22 protein-coding genes and 1 pseudogene are annotated in these 24,874 nt (G+C 61.4%); 16 read left to right on the forward strand and 7 right to left on the reverse strand.

What is annotated here, in order from left to right; translation table 11 throughout:
- Positions 1 to 133: 133 nt before the first annotated feature.
- The 3 genes from ydcS to AC3ISR_RS06585 all read right to left on the reverse strand — a co-directional run bounded on the left by ydcS (position 134) and on the right by AC3ISR_RS06585 (position 3,937).
- Positions 134 to 1,285, reverse strand: coding sequence for a putative ABC transporter substrate-binding protein YdcS (gene ydcS, locus AC3ISR_RS06575; protein ID WP_192297262.1), 1,152 nt, complete (start codon positions 1,283 to 1,285; stop codon positions 134 to 136).
- A 150-nt stretch (positions 1,286 to 1,435) separates the two neighbouring features.
- Positions 1,436 to 2,893 (reverse strand): gamma-aminobutyraldehyde dehydrogenase, encoded by a 1,458-nt coding sequence (locus AC3ISR_RS06580; RefSeq protein WP_192297261.1) that lies wholly within the window; start codon positions 2,891 to 2,893, stop codon positions 1,436 to 1,438.
- Positions 2,894 to 3,025: 132 nt separating this feature from the next.
- Positions 3,026 to 3,937, reverse strand: coding sequence for a LysR family transcriptional regulator (locus AC3ISR_RS06585; protein ID WP_071488759.1), 912 nt, complete (start codon positions 3,935 to 3,937; stop codon positions 3,026 to 3,028).
- Between the two features lie 167 nt (positions 3,938 to 4,104).
- Between AC3ISR_RS06585 and AC3ISR_RS06590 the strand changes: the two genes are divergently transcribed.
- The 14 genes from AC3ISR_RS06590 (at position 4,105) to AC3ISR_RS06655 (ending at position 20,431) form a co-directional block, all read left to right on the forward strand.
- Positions 4,105 to 4,812: a tellurite resistance TerB family protein gene (locus AC3ISR_RS06590; RefSeq protein WP_463983370.1), complete on the forward strand. Its 708-nt coding sequence runs from the start codon at positions 4,105 to 4,107 to the stop codon at positions 4,810 to 4,812.
- A gap of 280 nt (positions 4,813 to 5,092) precedes the next feature.
- On the forward strand, positions 5,093 to 6,715 hold the full coding sequence (locus AC3ISR_RS06595; RefSeq protein WP_192297259.1) for a methyl-accepting chemotaxis protein: 1,623 nt from the start codon (positions 5,093 to 5,095) through the stop codon (positions 6,713 to 6,715).
- Entirely contained in the window at positions 6,715 to 7,227 is a 513-nt protein-coding gene (locus tag AC3ISR_RS06600; RefSeq protein ID WP_463983371.1) for a chemotaxis protein CheW, read from the forward strand. Before AC3ISR_RS06595 ends, AC3ISR_RS06600 begins: the two co-directional genes overlap by 1 nt.
- Complete coding sequence (locus AC3ISR_RS06605; RefSeq protein ID WP_463983372.1) at positions 7,224 to 8,483, forward strand: CheR family methyltransferase; 1,260 nt, start codon at positions 7,224 to 7,226, stop codon at positions 8,481 to 8,483. Before AC3ISR_RS06600 ends, AC3ISR_RS06605 begins: the two co-directional genes overlap by 4 nt.
- Complete coding sequence (locus AC3ISR_RS06610) at positions 8,480 to 9,181, forward strand: chemotaxis protein CheW (protein WP_192297256.1); 702 nt, start codon at positions 8,480 to 8,482, stop codon at positions 9,179 to 9,181. The genes AC3ISR_RS06605 and AC3ISR_RS06610 overlap by 4 nt, the downstream gene beginning before the upstream one ends.
- Positions 9,178 to 11,472 (forward strand): hybrid sensor histidine kinase/response regulator, encoded by a 2,295-nt coding sequence (locus AC3ISR_RS06615; RefSeq protein WP_489324661.1) that lies wholly within the window; start codon positions 9,178 to 9,180, stop codon positions 11,470 to 11,472. The genes AC3ISR_RS06610 and AC3ISR_RS06615 overlap by 4 nt, the downstream gene beginning before the upstream one ends.
- Positions 11,469 to 12,479: a chemotaxis response regulator protein-glutamate methylesterase gene (locus tag AC3ISR_RS06620; protein ID WP_192297254.1), complete on the forward strand. Its 1,011-nt coding sequence runs from the start codon at positions 11,469 to 11,471 to the stop codon at positions 12,477 to 12,479. Before AC3ISR_RS06615 ends, AC3ISR_RS06620 begins: the two co-directional genes overlap by 4 nt.
- Before the next feature lie 51 nt (positions 12,480 to 12,530).
- Positions 12,531 to 13,532 (forward strand): diguanylate cyclase, encoded by a 1,002-nt coding sequence (locus AC3ISR_RS06625; RefSeq protein WP_192297253.1) that lies wholly within the window; start codon positions 12,531 to 12,533, stop codon positions 13,530 to 13,532.
- 613 nt (positions 13,533 to 14,145) lie between these two features.
- Positions 14,146 to 15,241 (forward strand): peptide chain release factor 2 gene (gene prfB / locus AC3ISR_RS06630; RefSeq protein ID WP_192297252.1). Its coding sequence is split into 2 segments (ribosomal slippage): positions 14,146 to 14,217 and positions 14,219 to 15,241, totalling 1,095 coding nucleotides; the frame shifts between segments, so codons are not numbered across the junction.
- A gap of 109 nt (positions 15,242 to 15,350) precedes the next feature.
- Complete coding sequence (gene lysS, locus AC3ISR_RS06635) at positions 15,351 to 16,853, forward strand: lysine--tRNA ligase (RefSeq protein ID WP_192297251.1); 1,503 nt, start codon at positions 15,351 to 15,353, stop codon at positions 16,851 to 16,853.
- A gap of 107 nt (positions 16,854 to 16,960) precedes the next feature.
- Complete coding sequence (locus AC3ISR_RS06640; RefSeq protein ID WP_192297250.1) at positions 16,961 to 17,677, forward strand: TetR/AcrR family transcriptional regulator; 717 nt, start codon at positions 16,961 to 16,963, stop codon at positions 17,675 to 17,677.
- A 61-nt stretch (positions 17,678 to 17,738) separates the two neighbouring features.
- Positions 17,739 to 19,016: a flavohemoglobin expression-modulating QEGLA motif protein gene (locus AC3ISR_RS06645; protein WP_192297249.1), complete on the forward strand. Its 1,278-nt coding sequence runs from the start codon at positions 17,739 to 17,741 to the stop codon at positions 19,014 to 19,016.
- 186 nt (positions 19,017 to 19,202) lie between these two features.
- A complete protein-coding gene (locus AC3ISR_RS06650) occupies positions 19,203 to 20,108 on the forward strand; it encodes an alpha/beta hydrolase (RefSeq protein ID WP_463983374.1) in 906 nt (301 codons plus the stop codon).
- Positions 20,105 to 20,431 carry a PA3694 family proteiin gene (locus tag AC3ISR_RS06655; protein WP_017738324.1) on the forward strand — a complete coding sequence of 109 codons (327 nt, stop codon included), beginning with the start codon at positions 20,105 to 20,107 and terminating at the stop codon, positions 20,429 to 20,431. The genes AC3ISR_RS06650 and AC3ISR_RS06655 overlap by 4 nt, the downstream gene beginning before the upstream one ends.
- A gap of 357 nt (positions 20,432 to 20,788) precedes the next feature.
- Here the strand turns inward: AC3ISR_RS06655 and AC3ISR_RS06660 are convergent.
- Positions 20,789 to 21,436: pseudogene (locus tag AC3ISR_RS06660) on the reverse strand (OmpA family protein); the annotation flags it as partial.
- On the opposite strand from AC3ISR_RS06660, the gene AC3ISR_RS06665 reads away from it, so the two are divergent.
- Together AC3ISR_RS06665 and AC3ISR_RS06670 are read left to right on the forward strand one after the other, a co-directional pair.
- A complete protein-coding gene (locus tag AC3ISR_RS06665; RefSeq protein WP_489324662.1) occupies positions 21,427 to 22,245 on the forward strand; it encodes an alpha/beta hydrolase in 819 nt (272 codons plus the stop codon). The pseudogene AC3ISR_RS06660 and the gene AC3ISR_RS06665 overlap by 10 nt on opposite strands.
- A complete protein-coding gene (locus AC3ISR_RS06670) occupies positions 22,242 to 22,568 on the forward strand; it encodes a PA3694 family proteiin (protein WP_017738324.1) in 327 nt (108 codons plus the stop codon). Before AC3ISR_RS06665 ends, AC3ISR_RS06670 begins: the two co-directional genes overlap by 4 nt.
- Before the next feature lie 408 nt (positions 22,569 to 22,976).
- On the opposite strand, the gene lptF is transcribed toward AC3ISR_RS06670, so the two are convergent.
- The 3 genes from lptF to AC3ISR_RS06685 all read right to left on the reverse strand — a co-directional run bounded on the left by lptF (position 22,977) and on the right by AC3ISR_RS06685 (position 24,858).
- Entirely contained in the window at positions 22,977 to 23,762 is a 786-nt protein-coding gene (lptF, locus tag AC3ISR_RS06675; RefSeq protein WP_226455892.1) for a lipotoxin F family OmpA-related lipoprotein LptF, read from the reverse strand.
- A 55-nt stretch (positions 23,763 to 23,817) separates the two neighbouring features.
- The gene (locus AC3ISR_RS06680; RefSeq protein WP_192299380.1) at positions 23,818 to 24,243 is read right to left on the reverse strand and encodes a DUF4398 domain-containing protein; all 426 of its coding nucleotides are present in this window, start codon (positions 24,241 to 24,243) and stop codon (positions 23,818 to 23,820) included.
- 270 nt (positions 24,244 to 24,513) lie between these two features.
- Entirely contained in the window at positions 24,514 to 24,858 is a 345-nt protein-coding gene (locus AC3ISR_RS06685; protein ID WP_192299379.1) for a pilin assembly protein, read from the reverse strand.
- Positions 24,859 to 24,874: the final 16 nt, after the last annotated feature.

Below are 24,874 nucleotides of genomic sequence, written 5' to 3' on the forward strand. Positions count from 1 at the left end.
CCAAATGTGGGAGCGGGCTTGCTCGCGAATGCGGTGGGTCAGTTATGGATGTGTTGGCTGACACACCGCATTCGCGAGCAAGCCCGCTCCCACACAAGCCCGTTCCACATGGGTCCCGTGTTATCTGGAGGGCTTAGCGGCCGCCCATGATCGCGATGTAGTCCTGGGTCCAGCGGCTATACGGCACGAACTTGCCGCCTTCAGCCTGCGGAGTTTTCCAGAAGGCGATCTTGTCGAACTGATCGAAGCCATTGGTCTTGCAGCCTTCGGCGCCGAGCAGTTCACTTTCCTTACACGCCGCAGGCACAGCCGGCAGCGAGCCGAACCAGGCCGCCACATCACCCTGCACCTTCGGTTGCAACGACCAATCCATCCACTTGTAGGCGCAGTTCGGGTGCTTGGCCTCGCTGTGCAACATGGTGGTGTCGGCCCAGCCGGTGGCGCCTTCCTTGGGGATGGTCGAGGCAATCGGCTGTTTCTCGTTTTGCAGGCCGTTGACCTGGTACGGCCAGGCGCTGGAGGCCACCACGCCTTCGTTCTTGAAGTCACTCATTTGCACGGTGGTGTCGTGCCAGTAGCGGTGGATCAACGGTTGCTGGGCGCGCAACAGGTCGAGCACGGCCTTGTACTGGGTTTCGGTCAGCTCGTAGGGGTTCTGGATGCCCAGTTCGGGCTTGGTCGACTTGAGGTACAGCGCCGCGTCGGCGATGTAGATCGGGCCGTCATAGGCCTGCACGCGCCCCTTGTTCGGCTTACCGTCCGGCAGGTTCTGCGCGTCGAACAACACGTTCCAACTGGTGGGCGCGGTCTTGAACACGTCTGTGTTGTACATCAGCACGTTCGGGCCCCATTGGTACGGGGTGCCAAAGGTTTGCTGGCCGACCACATACCACGGCGCATCCTTGAGGCGCGGGTCGATGTTCTTCCAATTGGGAATCAACGCGGTGTTGATCGGCTGAACGCGCTTGCCAACGATCAGACGCAGCGACGCATCGCCCGAGGCGGTGACCAGGTCGTAGCCGCCCTTGGCCATCAGGCTGACCATTTCGTCAGAAGTGGCAGCGGTTTTCACGTTGACCTTGCAGCCGGTTTCCTTCTCGAAACCAGTGACCCAGTCGTAGGCCTTGTCGCTTTCGCCACGCTCGATATAGCCGGGCCAGGCGACTATATCCAGCTGGCCTTCACCAGCGCCTACGGCCTTGAGCGGTTCGGCGGCCTGCAGGCTGGCGCTGGCCAGCAGCGCGGTGGCCAGGGCACTGAGCAGTGCGGTCTTGTGCGCGGACATGGGGGTTCCCTCTTCTTTAATTATGGTCGGGGCAGTGAAAGCAGCGGTATGTGTTGTTTGTTGTTTTAGCGTAGCTCCTGGCTTCAAGCCGCAAGCTGCAAGACAAAGCGCATCTGCGTTTACTTGCAGCTTGCAGCTTAAATCTTGCAGCTAAAGCTCATTCCCATGCCGGGCCATGATGTGCCTGACAACGCTATAGTCCTGCAGTGAATCACTCGAAAGATCCTTTCCATACCCCGAACGCTTCAAGCCGCCGTGGGGCATTTCGCTGACCAGCATGAAATGGCTGTTGATCCAGGTGCAGCCGTATTGCAGGCGCGCCGCCACCTGCATGGCCTTGTCCAGGTTCTGGGTCCAGACCGAGGAGGCCAGGCCGTATTCGGAGTCGTTGGCCCAGTCCACCGCCTGTTCCAGTTCTTCGAAGCGGGTCACGGTGACCACCGGGCCGAACACTTCACGCTGCACGATTTCATCACTTTGTTTACAGCCGGCAAGCAAGGTCGGCTGGTAATAGAAACCCGCGCCGGAATGCACGGCGGCGCCGGTTACACGCTCGATATGCGGTTGACCCAGGGCGCGCTCGACAAAACTGGCCACGCGATCGCGCTGGCGTGTGCTGATCAGCGGGCCGAGTTCGTTGTCGGCGTCGCGTTTGCCGGCGAAGCGCAGGCTGCTGACCGCGGCGCCCAGTTCGGCGACCAGTTTGTCGTGGATCCCGGCCTGGGCGTAGATGCGGCAGGCGGCGGTGCAGTCCTGGCCGGCGTTGTAGTAACCATAGGCGCGTACGCCCTCGACCACGGCTTGCAGGTCGGCGTCGTTGCATACGATCACCGGGGCCTTGCCGCCCAATTCCAGGTGCGTGCGTTTCAGGGTTTTTGACGCGGCTTGCAGGATTTTCTGCCCGGTGACGATGTCGCCGGTCAGCGAGACCATGCGGACTTTGGTGTGGCTGACCAAATGGCTGCCGACGCCTTCACCACCGCCACACACAATGTTGATCACCCCGCGTGGCAGCCATTGGCCGAGGGCTGGGGCCAGGGCCAGGATCGACAGCGGCGTGTGTTCCGACGGCTTGAACACCAGGGTATTGCCGGCGGCCAGGGCCGGGGCGATTTTCCACGCGGCCATCATCAGCGGGTAGTTCCACGGTGCAATCGACGCGACAACGCCGATCGGGTCGCGGCGCACCATGCTGGTGTAGCCCGGCAGGTACTCGCCGCTGAGCTGGCCGGTCTGGCAACGCACGGCACCGGCAAAGAAACGGAACACGTCGACGGTGGCGCTCAAGTCATCCTGGCGCGCCAGGTGCAAGGGCTTGCCGCAGTTCAGGGATTCCAGGCGGGCCAGGTAGTCGGCTTGTTTCTCGATGGCATTGGCAATGCCGAGCAAAATGTTCGAACGTTGTTGCGGCGTGGTGCGCGACCAACCGGCAAAGGCGCGGTGGGCCGCGAGGATCGCGCTTTCGACCTGCTCGGTGCTGGCCTCGGCGATCTGGGTGAGCACTTCGCCGGTGGCCGGGTTGAGGATCGGTTCGACAAAGCCCTGGCCCTGGACCAGTTCGCCGTCGATCAGCAACGCAGTGAGCAGCGGGGTGGGTGCGCCGGACATTTTTCGCGATCTCTTTTCTTGTGTGGCCATGGGCGTTCTCTCACGAGGGCCTGACCTTTCTCTTATGGATGTACAGAGACTAGAGGTCAGGCACGAGGTCAACAAATACTAAATACTGAATGCAGCATTCGATTAAATAGATGGCTTGCGTGGGTGCGGCTGTTCGCGGGCGACCGTCAGGAACGGGTCCACCAGCGCCGGGCGTGCGGTGCCACGGCGCCAGGCCAGGCCCACGTCGAGGGTCTGGCTGAGGTCGGCAATCGGCCGTGCTTCGATGATGTCGCCCTCCAGTGACCAGGGGCGGTAGGTCATGTCCGGCTGGATCGACACGCCCAGGCCCGCGGCCACCAGGCTGCGCACGGCTTCGGTGGAGGCCGTGCGCAGGGTTACCCGGGGTTGCAGGCCGGCGCTGGTCCACAGGCGCTGGGCGTTGTGGCCCATTTCGTCGACGTTCAGTTGGATCAGCGGTTCGCGCGCTACGTCGGCGAGGTTGATGCTGTCGTGTTCCAGCAGGGGGTGCTGCGCCGGCAGCCATAGGCGGTGCGGCGAGTGGGTCAGCACTTCGGTCTGCAGGGCGTGGCGGTCTTCGAGGTTGGAGAGGATCAGCACGCCCACGTCGATTTCACCGCTGACCAGCAAATGTTCGATATATGGGCGCTCGTCCTCCATCACGCGGATTTCCACGTTGGGGTAGGCGCGCTGGAAACGTGTGAGCAGGTCCGCCAGGTAATAGCCGGCCACCAGGCTGGTCACGCCGATGATCAACTGCCCGGCCACCTGGTCGGTACTCTGTTGCAGGCTGCGCTTGGCGTTATCGACGGTTGCGAGGATCAGGTGGGCCTGGCGCAGGAATTGATGGCCCTGGTGAGTCAGGGTCATGCCCTTGGCGTGGCGATTGAACAGGTTGACGCCGATTTCCTGCTCCAGTTGCTGGATAGCGAGGGTCAGGGTCGATTGGGAAATAAACGCGGTCTGTGCGGCGGCCGAGATCGAGCCGGTCTCGGCCACGGCGATAAAGTGCCGGATTTGACGCAAGGTCATCATGCTGGAATTACCAGTGGGGTGTTTTTATAGATTTACCCGAGTGTATATCGGTTTTAGCGAAGGGTAGCCGCGTTACATCTGGAAGCACTCTAGATCGGGGGTTTTTGGCACTTAGTTTTACGCTGGTGGCCTATTGGTCCTACGAACCCAGTGTCTGGAGGCTACGAATGAATACCCGTGGATTGCTCGATCAACTGCTCAAGTCTGGCCAGGACATGCTGCAAAACAAGGCCGGTGGGCAGCGTAAATCAGACGAAAAGGGCGCATTGGGCGGCCTGCTCGGCGGCGCAGGACTGGGCAGCCTGTTGGGCGGTGCGGGCGGCGGCGCCCTGGCGGCGGGCGCCATGGGCCTGTTGCTGGGCAATAAAAAGGCGCGCAAGTTCGGCGGCAAGGCCCTGACCTACGGCGGCCTGGCTGCATTGGGTGTGATTGCCTACAAAGCCTATGGCAACTGGCAGGCGCAACAGGCCAATGCGCCAAAGGGCGAGCCACAGACCGTCGACCGCCTGCCCCCGGCCCAGATCGAGCAGCACAGCCAGGCCATCCTCAAGGCACTGGTGGCGGCGGCCAAGGCCGATGGCCACGTCGATGAGCGCGAGCGCGCGCTGATCGAAGGCGAGTTCACCAAGCTGGACAACGACCGCGAGCTACAGGGCTGGCTGCACGCCGAGCTCAACAAACCCCTGGACCCGGCCGACGTGGCCCGTGCCGCAGGCACCTCTGAGATGGCCGCCGAGATGTATATCGCCAGCGTGATGTTGGTGGACGAGGAAAACTTTATGGAAAAGGCCTATCTGGATGAATTGGCCCGTCAGCTCAAGCTAGAGCCCGGCTTGAAGGCCGAGCTGGAAAAACAGGTGCGCCTGAGCCAATAACCCTCAGCAATACGCCGATTAAACGGTGGGAGCGGGCTTGCTCGCGAATGCGCTGTTTCAGTCACTGAATGTGCTGACTGATCCATCGCCTTCGCGAGCAAGCCCGCTCCCACATTTTTTTCCGCGTCAGGCTTTGTTCCGAGGGAGGGCGGCCCCCGCCGTTATTGATTGCCCGGGTAGTTTTTGGATTATGTGAGCATTCCAGCAAAACCCGTTGATTAATGAGGGCTTCTGCTCAGCTATACTCCCCTCCATTTGAATGGCCCTTCGAGGAATTACTGTGAAGAACTGGACCCTGCGCCAACGGATCTTGGCAAGTTTTGCGGTCATTATCGCCATCATGCTGTTAATGGTTGTGGTCTCTTATTCACGGTTGCTCAAGATCGAAACCAGCGAAGTCGCGGTGCGTGACGACGCGGTGCCGGGGGTCTATCTCAGTTCGATGATCCGCAGCGCCTGGGTCGACAGTTACCTGCAAACCCTGGAATTGCTTGGCCTGCGCGCCGACAAGCAGCTGAGCGACGCCGACCGGGCCGAGTTCAAGTCCTATGAAGGGCGCGTCTTGCAGGAACTGCGCAATTACGAAAAAACCATCGCCACCACAGAAGACCGGGTCGAGTTCGACAGATTCGAAGCCCTGCACCAGGCCTATAACAAGAGCCTGGCCACAGTGCTCGACAGCCTGCAGCGCGGTGACCAGGTGGGAGCGCGCAAAGAGTTCGATGCCCAGCTCACGCCGACCTGGACCGCAGGCCGCATGAAGCTCAACGACATCATCACCCAAAACAAAGACGTCGCCGACCATGCGACCAATGCCATCGATGACGCGGTCTCGGCGGCGAAAATCAGCATGTTCCTGTCCCTCGTCGTGGCCATCCTGGCCGCCGGCCTGTGCGGTCTGTTGCTGATGCGCGCGATCATGGCGCCGATGCAGCGCATCGTCGAAATCCTCGGCACCATGCGCGACGGCGACCTGAGCAAGCGCCTGAACCTGGAGCGCAAGGACGAATTCAACGCCGTCGAAACCGGCTTCAACGACATGATGACCGAACTCACGGCCCTGGTTTCCCAGGCCCAACGCTCGTCGGTACAGGTCACGACCTCGGTCACCGAGATTGCCGCTACGTCCAAGCAGCAACAGGCCACCGCCACTGAGACCGCGGCGACCACCACCGAGATCGGCGCCACTTCCCGTGAGATCGCGGCCACTTCCAAGGACCTGGTCCGCACCATGACCGAAGTTTCCACCGCCGCCGACCAGGCTTCGGTGGCCGCCGGTTCCGGCCAGCAAGGCCTGGCGCGCATGGAAGAAACCATGCACTCGGTCATGGGCGCTGCCGATCTGGTCAACGCCAAGCTGGCGATCCTCAATGAGAAGGCCGGCAACATCAACCAAGTGGTGGTGACCATCGTCAAGGTCGCCGACCAGACCAACCTGCTGTCCCTCAACGCTGCCATCGAGGCCGAGAAGGCCGGTGAATACGGGCGCGGGTTTGCCGTGGTCGCCACCGAAGTGCGGCGCCTGGCCGACCAGACCGCCGTGGCCACCTACGACATCGAGCAGATGGTGCGCGAGATCCAGTCGGCGGTGTCCGCCGGGGTGATGGGCATGGACAAATTCTCCGAAGAAGTGCGTCGCGGCATGTTTGAAGTGCAGCAAGTCGGCGAGCAGCTGTCGCAGATCATCCACCAGGTACAGGCCTTGGCGCCGCGGGTGTTGATGGTCAACGAAGGCATGCAGGCCCAGGCCACCGGCGCCGAGCAGATCAACCACGCGCTGGTGCAGTTGGGAGATGCCAGCAGCCAGACCGTCGAGTCCCTGCGTCAGGCCAGCTTTGCCATTGATGAACTGAGCCAGGTTGCGGTGGGTCTGCGCAGCGGCGTGTCGCGTTTCAAAGTCTGATGAGCGACCTCGCGGCTAAACGCGGCGCCGTCCCGGCAGCGAAAAAGGCGTTGTTCCTGGTGTTCCACATCGGCAGCGAACGCTACGCCCTCAAGGCCACGGAAGTGGCCGAGGTGCTGCCGCGCCTGCCGCTCAAACCCATCGCCCATGCGCCGGCGTGGGTCGCCGGGATCTTTGCCCATCGTGGGGCGTTGGTGCCGGTGATCGACCTGAGTGCGTTGACTTTTGGCTGCGCGGCCCAGGTCCGTACCAGCACGCGGCTGGTGTTGGTCAATTACCAGCCCGGGCCCGAGGTTGCGCCGCGCTGGCTGGGGTTGATCCTGGAGCAAGCCACCGGCACCTTGCGCTGCGATCCCGCTGAGTTCCAGCCCTATGGCCTGGACAATCACCAGGCGCCATACCTCGGGCCGGTGCGGGAAGATCCCCAGGGCCTGATGCAGTGGATTGGCGTCGACGATCTGCTGACCGACGACGTGCGCGCCTTGCTGTTCTCTGCCGAGTCGAGCCTATGAGCAGCGACCAAAGGGTGTTCAACTTCCTCAAGGAACGTATCGGCCTGGACGTCGCGTCCGTCGGCGAAGCGATCATCGAGCGCGCCGTGCGCCAACGCAGCCAGGCTGTGCAGGCGCAGACGGCGGATGATTACTGGCAGCACCTGCAACGCTCCCATGATGAGCAGCAGGCGCTGATCGAAGCGGTGATCGTCCCCGAAACCTGGTTTTTCCGTTACCCCGAATCCTTTGCCACCCTGGCCCGCCTGGCCAAGGCGCGCCTGGCCGAGATCAAGCAGATGCGCGCCTTGCGTATCCTCAGCCTGCCGTGTTCCACCGGCGAAGAACCCTATTCGATTGCCATGGCCTTGCTTGATGCCGGCCTTGCACCGCACCAGTTCAAGGTGCTTGGCCTGGACGTCAGCCCGCTGTCGGTGGAGCGCGCGCGACGCGGGGTGTATGGCAAGAATTCGTTTCGGGGGGCCGATATAGGCTTTCGTGACCGGCACTTCAACGAGTCCGCCGACGGCTTTCATATCCGCGAGCGCGTGCGTGAGCAGGTGCGCCTGCAAGTCGGCAACCTGCTCGACCCGACGCTGCTGGCGAATGAGGCGAGCTACGATTTTGTGTTCTGCCGCAACCTGCTGATCTACTTCGACCAGCCGACCCAGAAGCAAGTCTTCGATGTGCTCAAGGAGCTGACCCACGTCGACGGGGTGCTGTTCATCGGCCCCGCCGAAGGTAGCCTGCTGGGGCGTCACGGCATGAAGTCGATTGGTGTGCCGCAGTCCTTTGCGTTCAGTCGACATGCCGAACCGCTCAAGCCCGAACCGGTGTTCGCGCCGATTCCAGCGCCGCCACCGCTGCGCACGGCAGCTTCGCAGCCGGTCAAGCCGCGCCCGTTCAGCACGGTCAGTGCCCAGGTGGTGCCGATCAAGGCGTCGCCGTCCGATGCGGACGATTTGCTCAGCCAGATCGCCACCCTGGCCAACGAAGGCAAAAGCGCCGAGGCCCGCGCCGCGTGCGAGCGCTATTTGAGCAATCACCCGCCGGCTGCCCAGGTGTTCTACTGGCTGGGCCTGCTCAGCGATGTGGCCGGCAGTGCCCTGCAAGCCCAGGGGTTTTACCGCAAGGCCTTGTACCTGGAACCGCAGCACCCGCAGGCCCTGATGCACCTGGCCGCGTTGCTTGAATCCCAGGGCGACAGTGCGGGGGCGCGCCGTTTGCAGGCGCGTGCCGCGCGTAGCGAGCGAGCTGACAGTGAGTCCAAACGATGAGTAACACCGAAGCGCTCGATACCGCCGGCCTGGATCTGACCCTGGCCGACACCCAAGCCATCGACGATTGCTGGAACCGTATCGGTATCCATGGCGACAAATCCTGCCCGCTGCTGGTGGACCATATCCATTGCCGCAACTGCGCGGTGTATTCCGCGGCGGCCACGCGCTTGCTCGACCGTTACGCGTTGCAGCAGGACGACCATCGCCCACGGGCCGACGTCGAAGTCGGCGAAGAGGTGGTCACCCGCTCGTTGCTGATGTTCCGCCTCGGCGAGGAATGGCTGGGCATCGCCACCCGCTGCCTGGTGGAAGTCGCCCCGTTGCAACCGATCCACTCCCTGCCGCACCAACGCTCGCGTGCGCTGCTCGGCGTGGCGAATGTGCGCGGTGCGCTGGTGGCGTGCCTGTCACTGGTGGAACTGCTCGGCCTGGATGCCACCGGCAATGGCGCGAGCGGCGGGCGGATCATGCCGCGCATGTTGATCATCGCCGCGCAGGACGGCCCGGTGGTGGTGCCGGTGGATGAAGTCGATGGCATTCATGCCATCGATGAGCGCACTTTGAAGGCGGCGTCGGCCTCCGGCACCCAGGCCAGCGCGCGTTACACCCAGGGTGTGTTGCAGTGGAAAGGCCGTAGCCTGCGGTGGCTGGACGAGGCGCAATTGTTGTCTGCCGTGACCCGGAGCCTCACATGACCCCCGACCAGATGCGCGACGCGTCGCTGCTGGAACTGTTCAGCCTGGAAGCCGATGCCCAGGCCCAGGTATTGAGCGCGGGCCTGCTGGCCCTGGAACGCAACCCGACCCAGGCCGACCAGCTCGAAGCCTGCATGCGCGCCGCCCATTCGCTCAAGGGCGCGGCGCGGATCGTCGGGGTGGACGCCGGGGTCAGCGTGTCCCACGTGATGGAAGACTGCCTGGTCAGCGCCCAGGAAAGCCGCCTGTACCTGCAACCCGAACACATCGACGCCTTGCTGCAAGGCACCGACCTGCTGATGCGCATCGCCACGCCGGGCAACACCGTGGGCCCGGCGGACATTGAAGCGTATGTGACATTGATGGAGCGCTTGCTCGATCCGTCCCAGGCGCCCGTCAAGGCCTCGCCGCCGCCAGCACCGCCTGCGCCTGCGCCGGAGCCCTTGGCGGCTGCGGTTGTCGAAGAGCTGCCCGTCGAGCCCGAGCCCGCGCCGCCCATGAGCGCTGAGCTGCCGCGCCACAATCGACGCATGACCGAAGGTGGCGAGCGTGTATTGCGCGTGACCGCCGAACGCTTGAACAGCCTGCTCGACCTGTCGAGTAAATCCCTGGTGGAAACCCAGCGGCTCAAGCCTTATCTGTCCAGCATGCAGCGTCTCAAGCGTATCCAAAGCCAGAGCGTGCGCGCCCTGGACACCCTGGATGGCCAGCTCAAGACCCTGGACCTGAACCCCGAAGCCCAGGAAGCCCTGGCCGACACTCGCCGCCTGCTGAGCGAAGCCCAGGCCCTGCTGGCGGAAAAAACCGCCGAGCTGGATGAGTTCGGCTGGCAGGCCGGGCAGCGCGCCCAGGTGCTCTACGACACTGCACTGGCCTGTCGCATGCGCCCGTTTGCCGACGTGCTGGCGGGCCAGGTGCGTATGGTCCGCGACCTCGGCCGCAGCCTGGGCAAGCAAGTGCGCCTGGAGATCGAGGGTGAAAAGACCCAGGTCGACCGCGACGTACTGGAAAAGCTCGAAGCGCCGCTGACCCATTTATTGCGCAACGCCGTCGACCACGGCATCGAAATGCCCGAGCAACGCCTGCTGGCGGGCAAGCCGGCGGAAGGCTTGATCCGCCTGCGCGCCTCGCACCAGGCCGGGTTGCTGGTGCTTGAACTGAGCGACGACGGTGCCGGTGTCGACCTGGAGCGTTTGCGCGGCACCATCGTCGATCGGCATTTGTCGCCGCTGGAAACCGCCCTGCGCCTGAGCGAAGAGGAATTGCTGACGTTCCTGTTCCTGCCGGGGTTCAGCCTGCGCGACAAGGTCACCGAAGTGTCCGGGCGTGGCGTCGGCCTCGATGCGGTGCAGCACATGGTGCGCCAACTGCGCGGTGCGGTGGAGCTGGAGCAAACGGCGGGGCAGGGCAGTCGTTTCCATCTTGAGGTACCGCTGACCCTGTCGGTGGTGCGCAGCCTGGTGGTGGAAGTCGGCGAAGAAGCCTATGCATTCCCGCTGGCGCATATCGAACGCATGTGCGACCTGGCGCCCGAGGACATCGTGCAACTGGAAGGCCGCCAGCACTTCTGGCACGAGGGCCGCCATGTCGGCCTGGTCGCCGCCAGCCAGCTGTTGCAACGCCCTGCGGGGCAGAATCCGGCGGATACGTTGAAGGTCGTGGTGATCCGCGAGCGCGATGCGGTGTACGGGATTGCCGTGGAGCGCTTTATCGGCGAACGCACCCTGGTGGTGTTGCCGCTGGATGATCGCCTGGGCAAGGTCCAGGATATTTCCGCCGGCGCCTTGCTCGATGATGGCTCGGTGGTGCTGATCGTCGATGTCGAAGACATGCTGCGCTCGGTGGACAAGTTGCTCAATACCGGCCGCCTGGAGCGTATCGCCCGGCGCAGCCAGCAGGCCACCGAAGCGCCGCGCAAGCGTGTACTGGTGGTGGACGACTCGCTCACCGTGCGTGAGCTGCAACGCAAATTGCTGTTGAACCGTGGGTATGAAGTCGCCGTGGCGGTGGATGGCATGGATGGTTGGAATGCCCTGCGTTCGGAAGATTTCGACCTGTTGATCACTGATATTGATATGCCTCGCATGGACGGTATTGAATTGGTCACATTGTTGCGTCGTGATAGTCGCCTGCAATCGCTGCCGGTGATGGTGGTGTCGTACAAGGATCGCGAGGAAGACCGACGGCGTGGCCTCGATGCCGGCGCCGACTATTATTTGGCCAAGGCCAGTTTCCATGACGACGCCCTGCTCGACGCCGTAGTCGAGCTGATTGGAGGGGCGCGGGCATGAGGATTGGGATCGTCAATGACATGCCCCTGGCCGTGGAGGCCTTGCGCCGTGCCCTGAGTTTCGAGCCTGCGCATCAGGTGGTGTGGGTGGCCAGCAATGGCCTGGAAGCGGTGCAGCGCTGCGCTGAAGTGACCCCGGACCTGATCCTGATGGACCTGATCATGCCGGTGATGGACGGCGTGGAGGCGACGCGCCAGATCATGGCCGAGACCCCATGCGCCATCGTGATCGTCACCGTGGACCGCCAGGCCAACGTCAGCCGCGTGTTCGAAGCCATGGGCCATGGCGCCCTGGATGTGGTCGATACGCCGGCGCTCGGCGTGGGCAATCCCAAGGACGCGGCGGCGCCGTTGCTGCGCAAGATCCTCAATATCGGCTGGCTGATCGGCCAGCGCGGCAGCCGCGTGCGCGCCGAGACCGCAGCCCCGCGCAGCCCCGGCAAACGCGAGAGCCTGGTGGCGATTGGTTCGTCAGCGGGTGGGCCGGCTGCCCTGGAAATCCTGCTCAAGGGCTTGCCCCGGGACTTTTCCGCGGCCATCGTACTGGTGCAGCATGTGGACCAGGTGTTCGCCGCCGGCATGGCCGAATGGTTGAGCAGCGCCTCGGGCCTGCCGGTGCGCCTGGCCCGCGAAGGCGAGCCGCCACAAAGTGGCGTGGTGTTGCTGGCCGGCACCAACCACCATATCCGCCTGTTGAAAAACGGCACCCTGGCCTACACCGCCGAGCCGGTGAACGAGATTTACCGGCCTTCCATCGATGTGTTCTTCGAGAGCGTTGCCAGCCACTGGAACGGCGACGCGGTCGGTGTATTGCTGACCGGCATGGGCCGCGACGGTGCCCAGGGTCTCAAACTCATGCGTGAACAAGGATATTTGACCATCGCCCAGGATCAGCAGAGCTGTGCGGTGTATGGCATGCCCAAAGCGGCGGCGGCGATTGATGCTGCTGTTGAAATTCGCCCACTGGATAGAATTGCGCCCCGACTGCTGGAGGTCTTTGCAAAGTGAACATGACCTCTCGCGGTGCTGGCTTGCAGGCCGTAATTCAGGTGATTGCACATGAATGATTTACAGATCGACGACATCAAGACCGACGAAAACGCCGCCATGGTGTTGCTGGTCGACGACCAGGCCATGATCGGCGAAGCCGTACGGCGTGGGCTGGCCCACGAAGAAAACATCGACTTCCATTTTTGCGCCGACCCGCACCAGGCCATCGCCCAGGCGATCCGCATCAAGCCGACGGTGATCCTGCAAGACCTGGTCATGCCCGGTCTCGACGGGCTGACGTTGGTGCGCGACTACCGCAACCACCCGGCCACGGCGAACATCCCGATCATCGTGCTTTCGACCAAGGAAGACCCGCTGATCAAGAGCGCGGCGTTCTCGGCCGGGGCCAACGACTATCTGGTCAAGTTGCCGGACAACATCGAGCTGGTGGCGCGTATCCGCTATCACTCGCGCTCCTACATGACCCTGCTGCAGCGTGATGCGGCGTATCGCGCACTGCGGGTCAGCCAGCAGCAGTTGCTCGACACCAACCTGGTGCTGCAACGGTTGATGAACTCCGATGGCCTCACCGGGCTGTCCAACCGTCGCCACTTCGACGAATACCTGGAGCTGGAATGGCGCCGCGCCATGCGTGACCAGACCCAGTTGTCGTTGCTGATGATCGATGTGGACTTCTTCAAGACCTACAACGACAGCTTTGGCCACGTCGAAGGCGATGAAGCCCTGCGCAAAGTCGCCGCGACCATCCGCGATGCCAGCAGTCGTCCTTCGGACCTGCCGGCGCGTTATGGCGGCGAAGAGTTCGCGCTGGTGCTGCCGAACACCTCGCCGGGTGGCGCACGCCTGGTGGCCGAGAAGCTGCGCATGGCGGTTGCGGCGCTGAAGATCCCGCACATTGCGCCGACGGAAGGTGCGAGCCTGACCGTCAGTATTGGCCTGTCCACCGTTACGCCGCAGCAGGGCGGTGATTGCCGGCAGTTGATATTGGCGGCGGACAAGGGGTTGTATACGGCCAAGCATAATGGGCGCAATCAGGTGGGGATCGAGTAGGGCTGGGGTTCGCTGGGTACATATCCGTTTCTTCGGTAACGGCTGCTTATGGTTCCGCTCTTACAGCGGGTCACTTTTGGAGGGACCCAAAAGTAACCAAACGGCCAGCGTGTTTGACGGGGCGACCCAAGATCAAAAGTCAGAGCGCGGCGGCCTTGGAGCCGACCGGCATGGGCGGGTTGAACGGGGTCAAAACTGTGGGAGCGGGCTTGCTCGCGAATGCGGTGGATCAGTCAATGAATGAGTTGACTGACACACCGCATTCGCGAGCAAGCCCGCTCCCACATTTGGATCTCCATGTATTCAGATGGAACTGTAGTTTGCTCTGGCTCTGGCTCTGGCTTTTGATCTTGGGCGGCCCCCCAAATCCATGGCGGATTACGGGCACACCGAGCCCAAGCGAGGTGCCGAGTGTTGGGGCAAGAGCCTTTTGCTTACTTTTGGGCTCTTTCCAAAAGTGAGTCGCTGTAAGAGCGAAACCCTAAGTGGCCGTTACCGCAGCAACGGATATGCCCACCAACCCCGAGCCTTTTCGCCAAGCGGGCTGCCGCTGCCCCCCATTTCCCGTTATACTCGCCGGCTTTCAAAAGTTCGCCAACGAGTGCTGCCCGCCATGGAAATCAACCCGATCCTTAACACCATCAAGGACCTGTCCGAGCGCTCCGAAACTATTCGGGGGTATCTTTGACTACGATCAAAAGCATGAGCGTCTGACCGAAGTCAATCGCGAGCTTGAAGATCCTGCTGTCTGGAACAAACCTGAATACGCCCAGGAACTGGGCCGCGAGCGCGCTGCGCTGGCGCAGATCGTCGACACCCTCGACGAACTGAACACCGGTCTGGCCGATTGCCGTGACCTGCTGGACATGGCCGTCGAGGAAAACGACGAAGGCGCAGTGGGCGATGTCATCGCCGAGCTGGCCCGTCTCGAGGAAAACCTCGCCAAACTCGAATTCCGCCGCATGTTCAGCCATGAAATGGACCCCAACAACGCCTACCTGGACATCCAGGCCGGCTCCGGTGGTACCGAGGCCCAGGACTGGGCCAATATCCTGCTGCGCATGTACCTGCGCTGGGCCGACAAGCGCGGTTTCGACGCGACCATCATGGAACTGTCCGCCGGTGAAGTCGCCGGTATCAAGGGCGCGACCGTGCATATCAAGGGTGAATACGCCTTTGGCTGGTTGCGCACCGAGATCGGCGTGCACCGCCTGGTACGCAAGAGCCCGTTCGACTCCGGCAACCGTCGCCACACCTCGTTCTGCGCGGTGTTCGTCTCGCCAGAGATCGACGACAAGGTCGAAATCGAGATCAACCCGGCCGACTTGCGCATCGACACCTACCGTTCCTCCGGTGCCGGTGGCCAGCACGTAAACACCACCGACTCGGCCGTACGTATCACCCACGTACCGACCAACACCGTGGTCAGCTGCCAGAACGAACGTTCCCAGCACGCCAACAAAGACACCGCCATGAAAATGCTGCGGGCCAAGTTGTACGAGCAGGAAATGCAGAAGCGCAATGCCGCCTCGCAAGCGCTGGAAGACACCAAGTCGGACATCGGCTGGGGTCACCAGATCCGCTCCTATGTGCTTGATGCATCGCGGATCAAGGATTTGCGCACTAACATCGAACGCAGTGACTGCGACAAGGTGCTCGACGGCGACATCGACGAATACCTGGAAGCCAGCCTGAAATCAGGCCTGTAACACATGCAATGCGGGATTGCCTGACACCCCTCGATCCCTGTGGGAGCGGGCTTGCCCGCGATCCCCAGCCGCAGGCTGGGGCAACGAACCTGATGGAATATTTAAAGACATGAGCGACCAACAACTCGACCCGCAAGCCCTGCAACAGGAAGAAAACTCCCTGATCGCCCTGCGCAAGGAAAAGCTTGCTGCCGAGCGCGCCAAGGGCAATGCCTTCCCGAACGACTTCCGTCGCGAACACTACTGCGAAGAACTGCAGAAGAAATACGCGGACATGACCAAGGAAGAACTGGCAGAAGCTGCAATCCCGGTCAAGGTTGCCGGTCGCATCATGCTCAACCGTGGCTCGTTCATGGTGATCCAGGACATGACCGGTCGCATCCAGGTCTACGTCAACCGCAAGACCCTGTCGGAAGAAACCCTGGCCGCGGTGAAAACCTGGGACATGGGCGACATCATTGCCGCCGTCGGCACCCTGGCCCGCTCCGGCAAGGGCGACCTGTACGTCGAAATGACCGAAGTACGCCTGCTGACCAAGTCCCTGCGCCCGCTGCCGGACAAGCACCACGGCCTGACCGACACCGAGCAGCGCTACCGTCAGCGCTACGTTGACCTGATCGTCAACGAAGACGTGCGCCACACTTTCCGCGTACGTTCGCAAGTCATCGCGCACATCCGCAGCTTCCTGATGCAGCGTGACTTCCTCGAAGTTGAAACCCCGATGCTGCAAACCATCCCCGGTGGTGCCGCAGCCAAGCCGTTCGAGACCCACCACAACGCGCTGGACATGGAAATGTTCCTGCGTATCGCCCCCGAGCTGTACCTCAAGCGCCTGGTGGTTGGCGGGTTTGAAAAGGTGTTCGAGATCAACCGCAACTTCCGTAACGAAGGCGTTTCGACCCGTCACAACCCAGAATTCACCATGTTGGAGTTCTACCAGGCCTACGCCGACTACGAAGACAACATGGACCTGACCGAAGAGCTGTTCCGCGAGCTGGCACAGCTGGTCCTGGGCAGCACCGACGTGCCGTACGGCGACAAGGTGTTCCACTTCGGCGAGCCGTTCGTGCGTCTGTCGGTGTTCGATTCGATCCTCAAGTACAACCCTGAGTTGACCGCTGACGACCTGAACGACATCGACAAGGCCCGCGCCATCGCCAAGAAAGCCGGCGCCAAGGTGCTGGGCTTCGAAGGCCTGGGCAAACTGCAGGTGATGATTTTCGAAGAACTGGTGGAGCACAAGCTGGAACAGCCGCACTTCATTACCCAGTACCCGTTCGAAGTGTCGCCGCTGGCCCGTCGCAACGATGACAACCCGAACGTCACCGACCGTTTCGAACTGTTCATCGGTGGCCGCGAAATCGCCAACGCCTACTCCGAGTTGAACGACGCGGAAGACCAGGCCGAGCGTTTCATGGCCCAGGTGGCCGACAAGGACGCCGGTGACGACGAAGCCATGCACTACGACGCCGACTTCGTCCGCGCCCTGGAATACGGCATGCCGCCGACCGCAGGTGAAGGTATCGGTATCGACCGCCTGGTGATGCTGTTGACCAACTCACCGTCGATCCGTGATGTGATCTTGTTCCCGCACATGCGGCCACAAGCGTAAGCGTAGTGAAATCCGAAGCCGCCTTTTATAAGGCGGCTTTTTTATGCGGCGTATTTAAGCGTCAAGCAAACAGCGCCAGGTTTTGATCTATTCAAGGATGTGTTTGGGTGAACCGCGTAACCGCTCAAGAAAGCGCCGCCGGCATTGCTGCCGCTGTGGTGGAAAGCGTCCAGTATCAGGGCCGCAAGGCCAGCCGCCGGGGCAGTGAGCAGCGCCGGCAAGATATTCTCGATGCGGCCATGCGCATCGTCGTGCGTGATGGCGTTCGCGCCGTTCGCCATCGGGCAGTGGCGGCGGAGGCGGGGGTGCCATTGTCGGCCACCACCTATTACTTCAAGGACATCGATGATCTGCTCACCGATACCTTTGCTCAGTACGTCGAACGCAGCGCCGAGTTCATGGGCAAGCTGTGGGTGCGCAACGAGGGCCTGCTGCGGGAAATGGTCGCTTATGGCGATGGCAGCCCGCAGTCGCGTTCGCAGCTGGCCGACGACATTGCGCGGCTGACCGCCGATTACGTGATGCGTCAGCTGACCAACCGGCGCGAACACCTGATGGCCGAGCAGGCCTTTCGCCAGGAGGCGCTGTTGAACCCGCGCCTGGCCGAACTGGTGCGTTCCCACCAGCAGATCCTGTTGCAGGGCACCGAGCAGTTTTTCCGGGTACTGGGTTCGCGCGAGCCACAACAGGATGCCAAGGTGTTGACGGCTATAATCGGTCGGATGGAGTATCAGGGCCTGCTGGGCAGCCCCGAACCGCTGACCGCTGAGGAGATGCTTGAGATCCTCAAGCGCTACATGCATTTGGTGTTGGCTTCGGTCTGACGTAGGCTGCTGACACGCGGGGCCGCGCGCGGGCACATAACGTTTAAAGAGGAAGCATCAGGTGGACGATTACCAGCAGACGATACGCACCTTGTCTGATCGCATTGTGCTGGCACAAACACCGATTCGCGTCCTCGACGCTGTGAAGTGGGACGACAACATTCGCCAGGGATTCCTCAAGGCCAAGGGCAAGGAAATGCCTGCCGTGAGCCGCGACTATTACCAGAACCGACCGTTGTCGTTCGACTCCAGTGCGGTCAAGCTGGAATTCCAGAACATCGAGCGCGACATCACCCGTCGCCTCGGCCAGTTCAGCCCGGTGGGGCAGATCATGCGCCGCATGTGCAAGGAATACCGCATGGTGGTGCGCATGCTCGAAGCGCGTGGCACCGAGGATTTCGGCCTGATTTCCCAGGAGCTCTACGGCGCCGCTTCCGATGCCTTCCACGCCGGCGACCCGACCCTGGCGGACCTGGGCCTGATGCTTTCCGATTACCTGAACAATATCGACGGCCGTGGCGACTTGAAGGATGAGGCCAAGACCCTCACCGCCAAGGACGCCGTGGCCCTGCTGCAAACCCGCCTGAACAAGGTGTTTGGCGAGGCCGAAGAAACCATCCGCGTGTTCGAGTCCGACGGCATCGTCGCCGATGCCGCCGCCGGCGCCGACTACATCAAGATCCGCGCCGACGCTATGTTCAACGACCGCGACGTGCGTGCCCTGGAGGTGCATGAAGGCCTGGTGCACGTGGGCACCACCCTCAACGGCCAGAACCAGCCGATCTGCACCTTCCTGTCCAAGGGCCCGCCGTCCTCCACCGTGACCCAGGAAGGCCTGGCAATCCTGATGGAGATCATCACCTTTGCCTCCTACCCAAGCCGCCTGCGCAAACTGACCAACCGCACCCGCGCCATCCACATGGTGGAGGAGGGCGCCGACTTCTTGCAGGTATTCGAGTTCTTCCGTGAGCAGGGCTTTGAAATGGCCGAAAGCTACGGCAACGCCAGTCGCGTCTTCCGTGGCTCGGTGCCGACGGGGCTGCCGTTTACCAAGGATTTGTCCTACCTCAAGGGCTTTATCATGGTCTACAACTACATCCAGCTGGCTGTGCGTAAAGGCAAGCTGGAGCAAGTGCCGCTGTTGTTCTGCGGCAAGACCACCCTGGAAGACATGCGCACCTTGCGCCAACTGGTGGATGAAGGCCTGGTGGTGCCGCCCAAATACCTGCCCGAGCAGTTTCGCGACATGAATGCGCTGGCGGCATGGATGTGCTTCTCCAACTTCCTCAATCACCTGAGCCTGGATCGGATCGAGGCGGATTACTCCAACATCCTCTGACGAAACCGGATCTCAATGTGGTAGAGAGCTTGTGTGGGAGCGGGCTTGCTCGCGAAGGCGGTGTGTCAGATACGAATGAGTTGGCTGACAATCCGTCTTCGCGAGCAAGCCTGCTCCCACAGAACCCCGCTCCCACTGTTGAGTCACTGTGAGTCTGAAAATCGAATAATAGCGAGGCTTCAACGGATGAGAATCCTCGGCATTCTATGCCTGCTACTGACCTTGAACGGTTGCAGCTCCCTGCTGTTCTACCCCGAGCCCGGCCTGCCGTTCACCCCGGAAAAAGCCCACCTGGCCTACCGTGACGTGACCCTCACCACCGCCGATGGGGTGAAACTCCACGCCTGGTGGCTGCCGGCCAAGCCTGGTGTGCCGCTCAAGGGCACCGTACTGCACCTGCACGGCAACGGCGGCAACCTGGCCTGGCACCTCGGTGGCAGTTGGTGGTTGCCGGAACAGGGCTATCAGGTACTGCTCCTGGACTATCGCGGTTATGGCCTGTCCGAAGGCAAACCATCGCTGCCGGCGGTCTACCAGGACCTCGACGCGGCGTTCAGCTGGATCGACACCGCCGCCGAAACCCAGCACCAACCGTTGATCGTCCTCGGTCAGAGTCTCGGCGGTGCGCTGGCGGTGCATTACCTGGCGGGCCATCCGCAGCGTCAGGCGCAGCTCAAGGCGCTGGTGCTGGACGGAGTGCCCGCCAGTTATCGTGATGTAGGACAATTCGCGCTGAGCACCTCCTGGTTAACATGGCCGTTGCAAGTGCCCTTGTCCTGGCTGGTGCCGGACCGCGACAGTGCCATCCATGACATGCCCAGGCTGACCGGCGTGCCGAAGCTGCTGTTCCACAGCCTGGACGACCCGATCGTGCCCCTGGCCAATGGCATCCGCCTGTATCAGGCGGCGCCGCCACCGAGAGTGCTGCAGTTGACCCGTGGCGGCCATGTGCAGACTTTTGCCGACAAGACCTGGCAGACCGTGATGCTGCGTTATCTGGATGACCCGCAGCACTTCAACGGCCTACGCCGCCTTGGCGAAATTCCGAACTATCCGACTCCCAAAGTTGATTCATCAGAGAGCCCGCAATGAGCGAAGAACGCAACATGATCCCGCTGATCCTCACCGGCATCGGCACCATTATCGGCACCGTTGGCTGCCTGTGGTTCTACGGTTATCTGCATTTCGCCAAGCCGGAAGATGCACTGCTGCTCAGCGACTTCACCATGCTCAAGACCGTGCCTGGCGAGGATTACAAGATATCACTGACCCCGGCGGCACAAGTGGCGCAGTGCGTCGATGGCGTGTTGGTGATGTTTGATACCGAACAGAAAGGTCTCAGCGGTGTGTTGGTGAACAACAAGAAGCAGGCAGTGCGTTGCATGGGGCAGGAAACGCCGCAGTTGCAGCAATAACCCACTTGCGTGGAACCCTATTTCTTACAGCGCCACAGATGGGGGTGCCGTCAAATTTAGGCACAATCTAACCCATTGTGAATGTATGGAGTGAGAAGATGGTTTCAGGTTTTTATGGCGGTTTCGTTAATCCGTTGGACTGGTCCCAGCTGGCACCTAACGCAGGGAGTGCGCAGCCGCCATCGGACGCCGACATTAAGAAGAGGATGTCGTCGGCTGAGGATAGGATGAGTAAAGAACTGTTCGGTAACGGAGACTATCGGAAATATAAGCCATTCGGTGAAGGCTTCATGATCAACTATTAAGTAGGTCATAAAAAACCCCGCACGAACAGGCGGGGTTTTTTTCGACCGTCGATCAGTTAGCGACGGAAGACCGTGGCTTGACCGGCTGGTTGTCGTTGGAAATAGTCACTTCAACGCGACGGTTCATGGCACGGCCCGACACGCTGCCGTTATCGGCTACCGGGTATTCCTTGCCGTAACCCTGGGTCACGATGCGCGAAATATCCACGCCTTGCTGTGCCAGCGCGCGCTGTACCGAAGCCGCACGGCGCTCGGACAGGCTCTGGTTGTACGAATCGGACCCGGTGCTATCGGTATAGCCTTCGACGATCACTTTACGGTCCGGGTTGTCGCGCAGGAACTGCGCCAGCTTGGTGATGTTGACCAGGCCGCTGGATTTGAGGTCGGACTTGTTGGTGGCGAACAGCACGTCACCAAAGGTCACCAGCGTACCGCGCTCGGTCTGCTTGGCGTTCAGGCTGTCTTGCAGTTGCTTGATCTGCGCGTCGCGGGCCTCAAGCAGGGCGCGGGCACGTTCGTCACCGGCGTTTTTCAGCTTGGCTTCGGACTCGCGCAGCACGATGGTGTCCTTGGCCACTTCAACACGCTGGTTGGTCAGGTAGGCCAGTTGGTCGACTTTCTTCTGGTCTTCCTTGTCACGGTAGGCTTTGTCAGCCTTGTCCAGCCATTCGCTGGCGTCCTTGGTTTCCAGTGCCGCCAAAAGCGCACCTGCAATACCGTGACGTCACCCTCACCACCGCCGACGGTGTAAGGCTGCACGCCTGGTGGTTGCCGGCCAAGGCCGGCGTGCCGCTCAAGGGCACGGTGCTGCACTTGCACGGCAACGGCGGCAACCTGGCCTGGCACCTCGGTGGCAGTTGGTGGTTGCCGGAACAGGGCTACCAGGTGCTGCTCCTGGACTATCGCGGTTATGGCCTGTCCGAAGGCAAACCATCGCTGCCGGCGGTCTACCAGGACCTCGACGCGGCGTTCAGCTGGATCGACACCGCCGCCGAAACCCAGCACCAACCGTTGATCGTCCTCGGTCAGAGTCTCGGCGGTGCGCTGGCGGTGCATTACCTGGCGGGCCATCCGCAGCGTCAGGCGCAGCTCAAGGCGCTGGTGCTGGACGGAGTGCCCGCCAGTTATCGTGACGTAGGGCAATTCGCCTTGAGCACCTCCTGGTTAACATGGCCGTTCCAAGTGCCCCTGTCTTGGCTGGTGCCGGACACCGACAGCGCAATATATGTCATGCCGAAACTGACGGGCGTGCCGAAGCTGCTGTTCCACAGCCTGGACGACCCGATCGTGCCCCTGGCCAATGGCATCCGCCTGTATCAGGCGGCGCCGCCACCGAGAGTGCTGCAGTTGACCCGTGGCGGTCATGTGCAGACTTTTGCCGACAAGACCTGGCAGACCGTGATGCTGCGTTATCTGGATGACCCGCAGCACTTCAACGGCCTACGCCGCCTTGGCGAAATTCCGAACTATCCGACTCCCAAAGTTGATTCATCAGAGAGCCCGCAATGAGCGAAGAACGCAACATGATCCCGCTGATCCTCACCGGCATCGGCACCATTATCGGCACCGTTGGCTGCCTGTGGTTCTACGGTTATCTGCATTTCGCCAAGCCGGAAGATGCACTGCTGCTCAGCGACTTCACCATGCTCAAGACCGTGCCTGGCGAGGATTACAAGATATCACTGACCCCGGCGGCACAAGTGGCGCAGTGCGTCGATGGCGTGCTGGTGATGTTTGATACCGAACAGAAAGGTCTCAGCGGTGTGTTGGTGAACAACAAGAAACAGGCAGTGCGCTGCATGGGGCAGGAAACGCCGCAGTTGCAGCAATAACCCACTTGCGTGGAACCATATTTCTTACAGCGCCACAGATGGGGGTGCCGTCAAATTTAGGCACAATCTAACCCATTGTGAATGTATGGAGTGAGAAGATGGTTTCAGGTATTTATGGCGGTTTCGCCAGCCCGTCGGACTGGTCCCAGCTGGCACCTAACGCAGGGAGGGCGCAGCCGCCATCGGACGCCGACATTAGGAAGAGGATGTCGTCGGCTGAGGATAGGATGAGTAGAGAACTGTTCGGTAACGGTAACGGAGACTATCAGAAGGACCTTGCTAGGGTTGACCCAGAATCTCGGAAAGCCATTGGTGGCTATGTGCCATTAAGTGAAGGCGGCATGATCAACTATTAAGTAGGTCATAAAAAACCCCGCACGAACAGGCGGGGTTTTTTATGACCGTCGATCAGTTAGCGACGGAAGACCGTGGCTTGACCGGCTGGTTGTCGTTGGAAATAGTCACTTCAACGCGACGGTTCATGGCACGGCCCGACACGCTGCCGTTATCGGCTACCGGGTATTCCTTGCCGTAACCCTGGGTCACGATGCGCGAAATATCCACGCCTTGCTGTGCCAGCGCGCGCTGTACCGAAGCCGCACGGCGCTCGGACAGGCTCTGGTTGTACGAATCGGACCCGGTGCTATCGGTATAGCCTTCGACGATCACTTTACGGTCCGGGTTGTCGCGCAGGAACTGCGCCAGCTTGGTGATGTTGACCAGGCCGCTGGATTTGAGGTCGGACTTGTTGGTGGCGAACAGCACGTCACCAAAGGTCACCAGCGTACCGCGCTCGGTCTGCTTGGCGTTCAGGCTGTCTTGCAGTTGCTTGATCTGCGCGTCGCGGGCCTCAAGCAGGGCGCGGGCACGTTCGTCACCGGCGTTTTTCAGCTTGGCTTCGGACTCGCGCAGCACGATGGTGTCCTTGGCCACTTCAACACGTTGGTTGGTCAGGTAGGCCAGTTGGTCGACTTTCTTCTGGTCTTCCTTGTCACGGTAGGCTTTGTCAGCCTTGTCCAGCCATTCGCTGGCGTCCTTGGTTTCCAGTGCCGCCAGCTTGGTGGCTTGCGGGTTGGTTTGCAGGGCCGAGAAGTTGGTCCGTGCGTTTTCCAGGTTCGCGTTCGGCGGGGTGGAGCAGGCCGCCAGGGCAACGCTCATCGCCAGCAGGGCAGGGATCATCAATTGTTTACGCATAGTCGTGTCGTCCTTTCAATTCGATATCGGGTGCAGTGCAATCGGGGGCGGCGGCTTATTGCTGTTTGATCACAGCCGGGCGCATGCCTTCCTGACGCAGCTCCTGAACAGCTTTCTGGGAATCCTTCACAGCCTGTTCAGCCTTGGCCGCCTGGGATTTGCGCTCAGCCACGCGAGCGTCCCATTCAGCTTGTTCGGCCAGGCGACGGGCCTCTTCGTAGTTCTTGTCGTGCATGGCGATTTCGGCTTGCTTGAGCTTGTCCTGGGCCGACTTCATTTCCACGGCCGCATACTCGGTGCCGCCAGCGCTGACTGCACTGTTCACCGCAGACTGGGTCACCGCGTATTGCTCGGTTGGCGGGTTGCCGGCGCAGCCCGCCAGGACGAAGCTGGTGCCGATTGCCAGCGCGGCCAATTTGAGCCCGCGCAGGTGGTTAAACGAGGATTTGGCAGTGCTGGTCTTCATCGTCTTCAACTCCATTGGATAACTCCTGAAAAACTTAAAATCCATCTTGTAAGGTCGATTGCGGGCCCGGCGGATAAGGCACATGACGCCTGTTGAAACGACCGTTCCAAATGATGGCTTACTGGGTGTGACCGAAGGCTTTTTTGAATAGTTCAGAGAAGATGGCGATTTGCCTAAAAAAATATCTGACTGATCGGTCAGCACAAAAAATTGGAACTTCTGCGTTGCGCAGTGGTACGCCGGGCCTGTTCAAGGCCCGGAATACAAGGGGTTTGAAGGGATGTATCAGTGTGTCGGTTCGTCGGCGGCGGCCGACAAGTCATGCAGATAGCGTCGCGACAAGGTCAGGAAACGCGGGGTGGGGCCGACATCTTCATACAGCGGGTCGCCCTCTTCATCGGTGGCAATCACCTGCTGGCCCTTGATGTAGGGGAAGCTGGCTTCCAGCTCTTCCAGGGCGGCGCCGATCAACTCGGCGAGCAGTTCTTCAGGCTGGCGCTTGGGGTACATCTCGGCAATGGCCGCCAGCCGGGCGGCGGCTTCCAGATCCAAATGGACGGCGTACGCGTTCTTGGTCAAGCGACCCTTGGCGTTCTCTTCCCAATGCTGGGCCAATTCTCGAATTTTCATGGCAACCTCAATAAAG

This window comes from Pseudomonas sp. GL_117 (assembly GCF_057835125.1).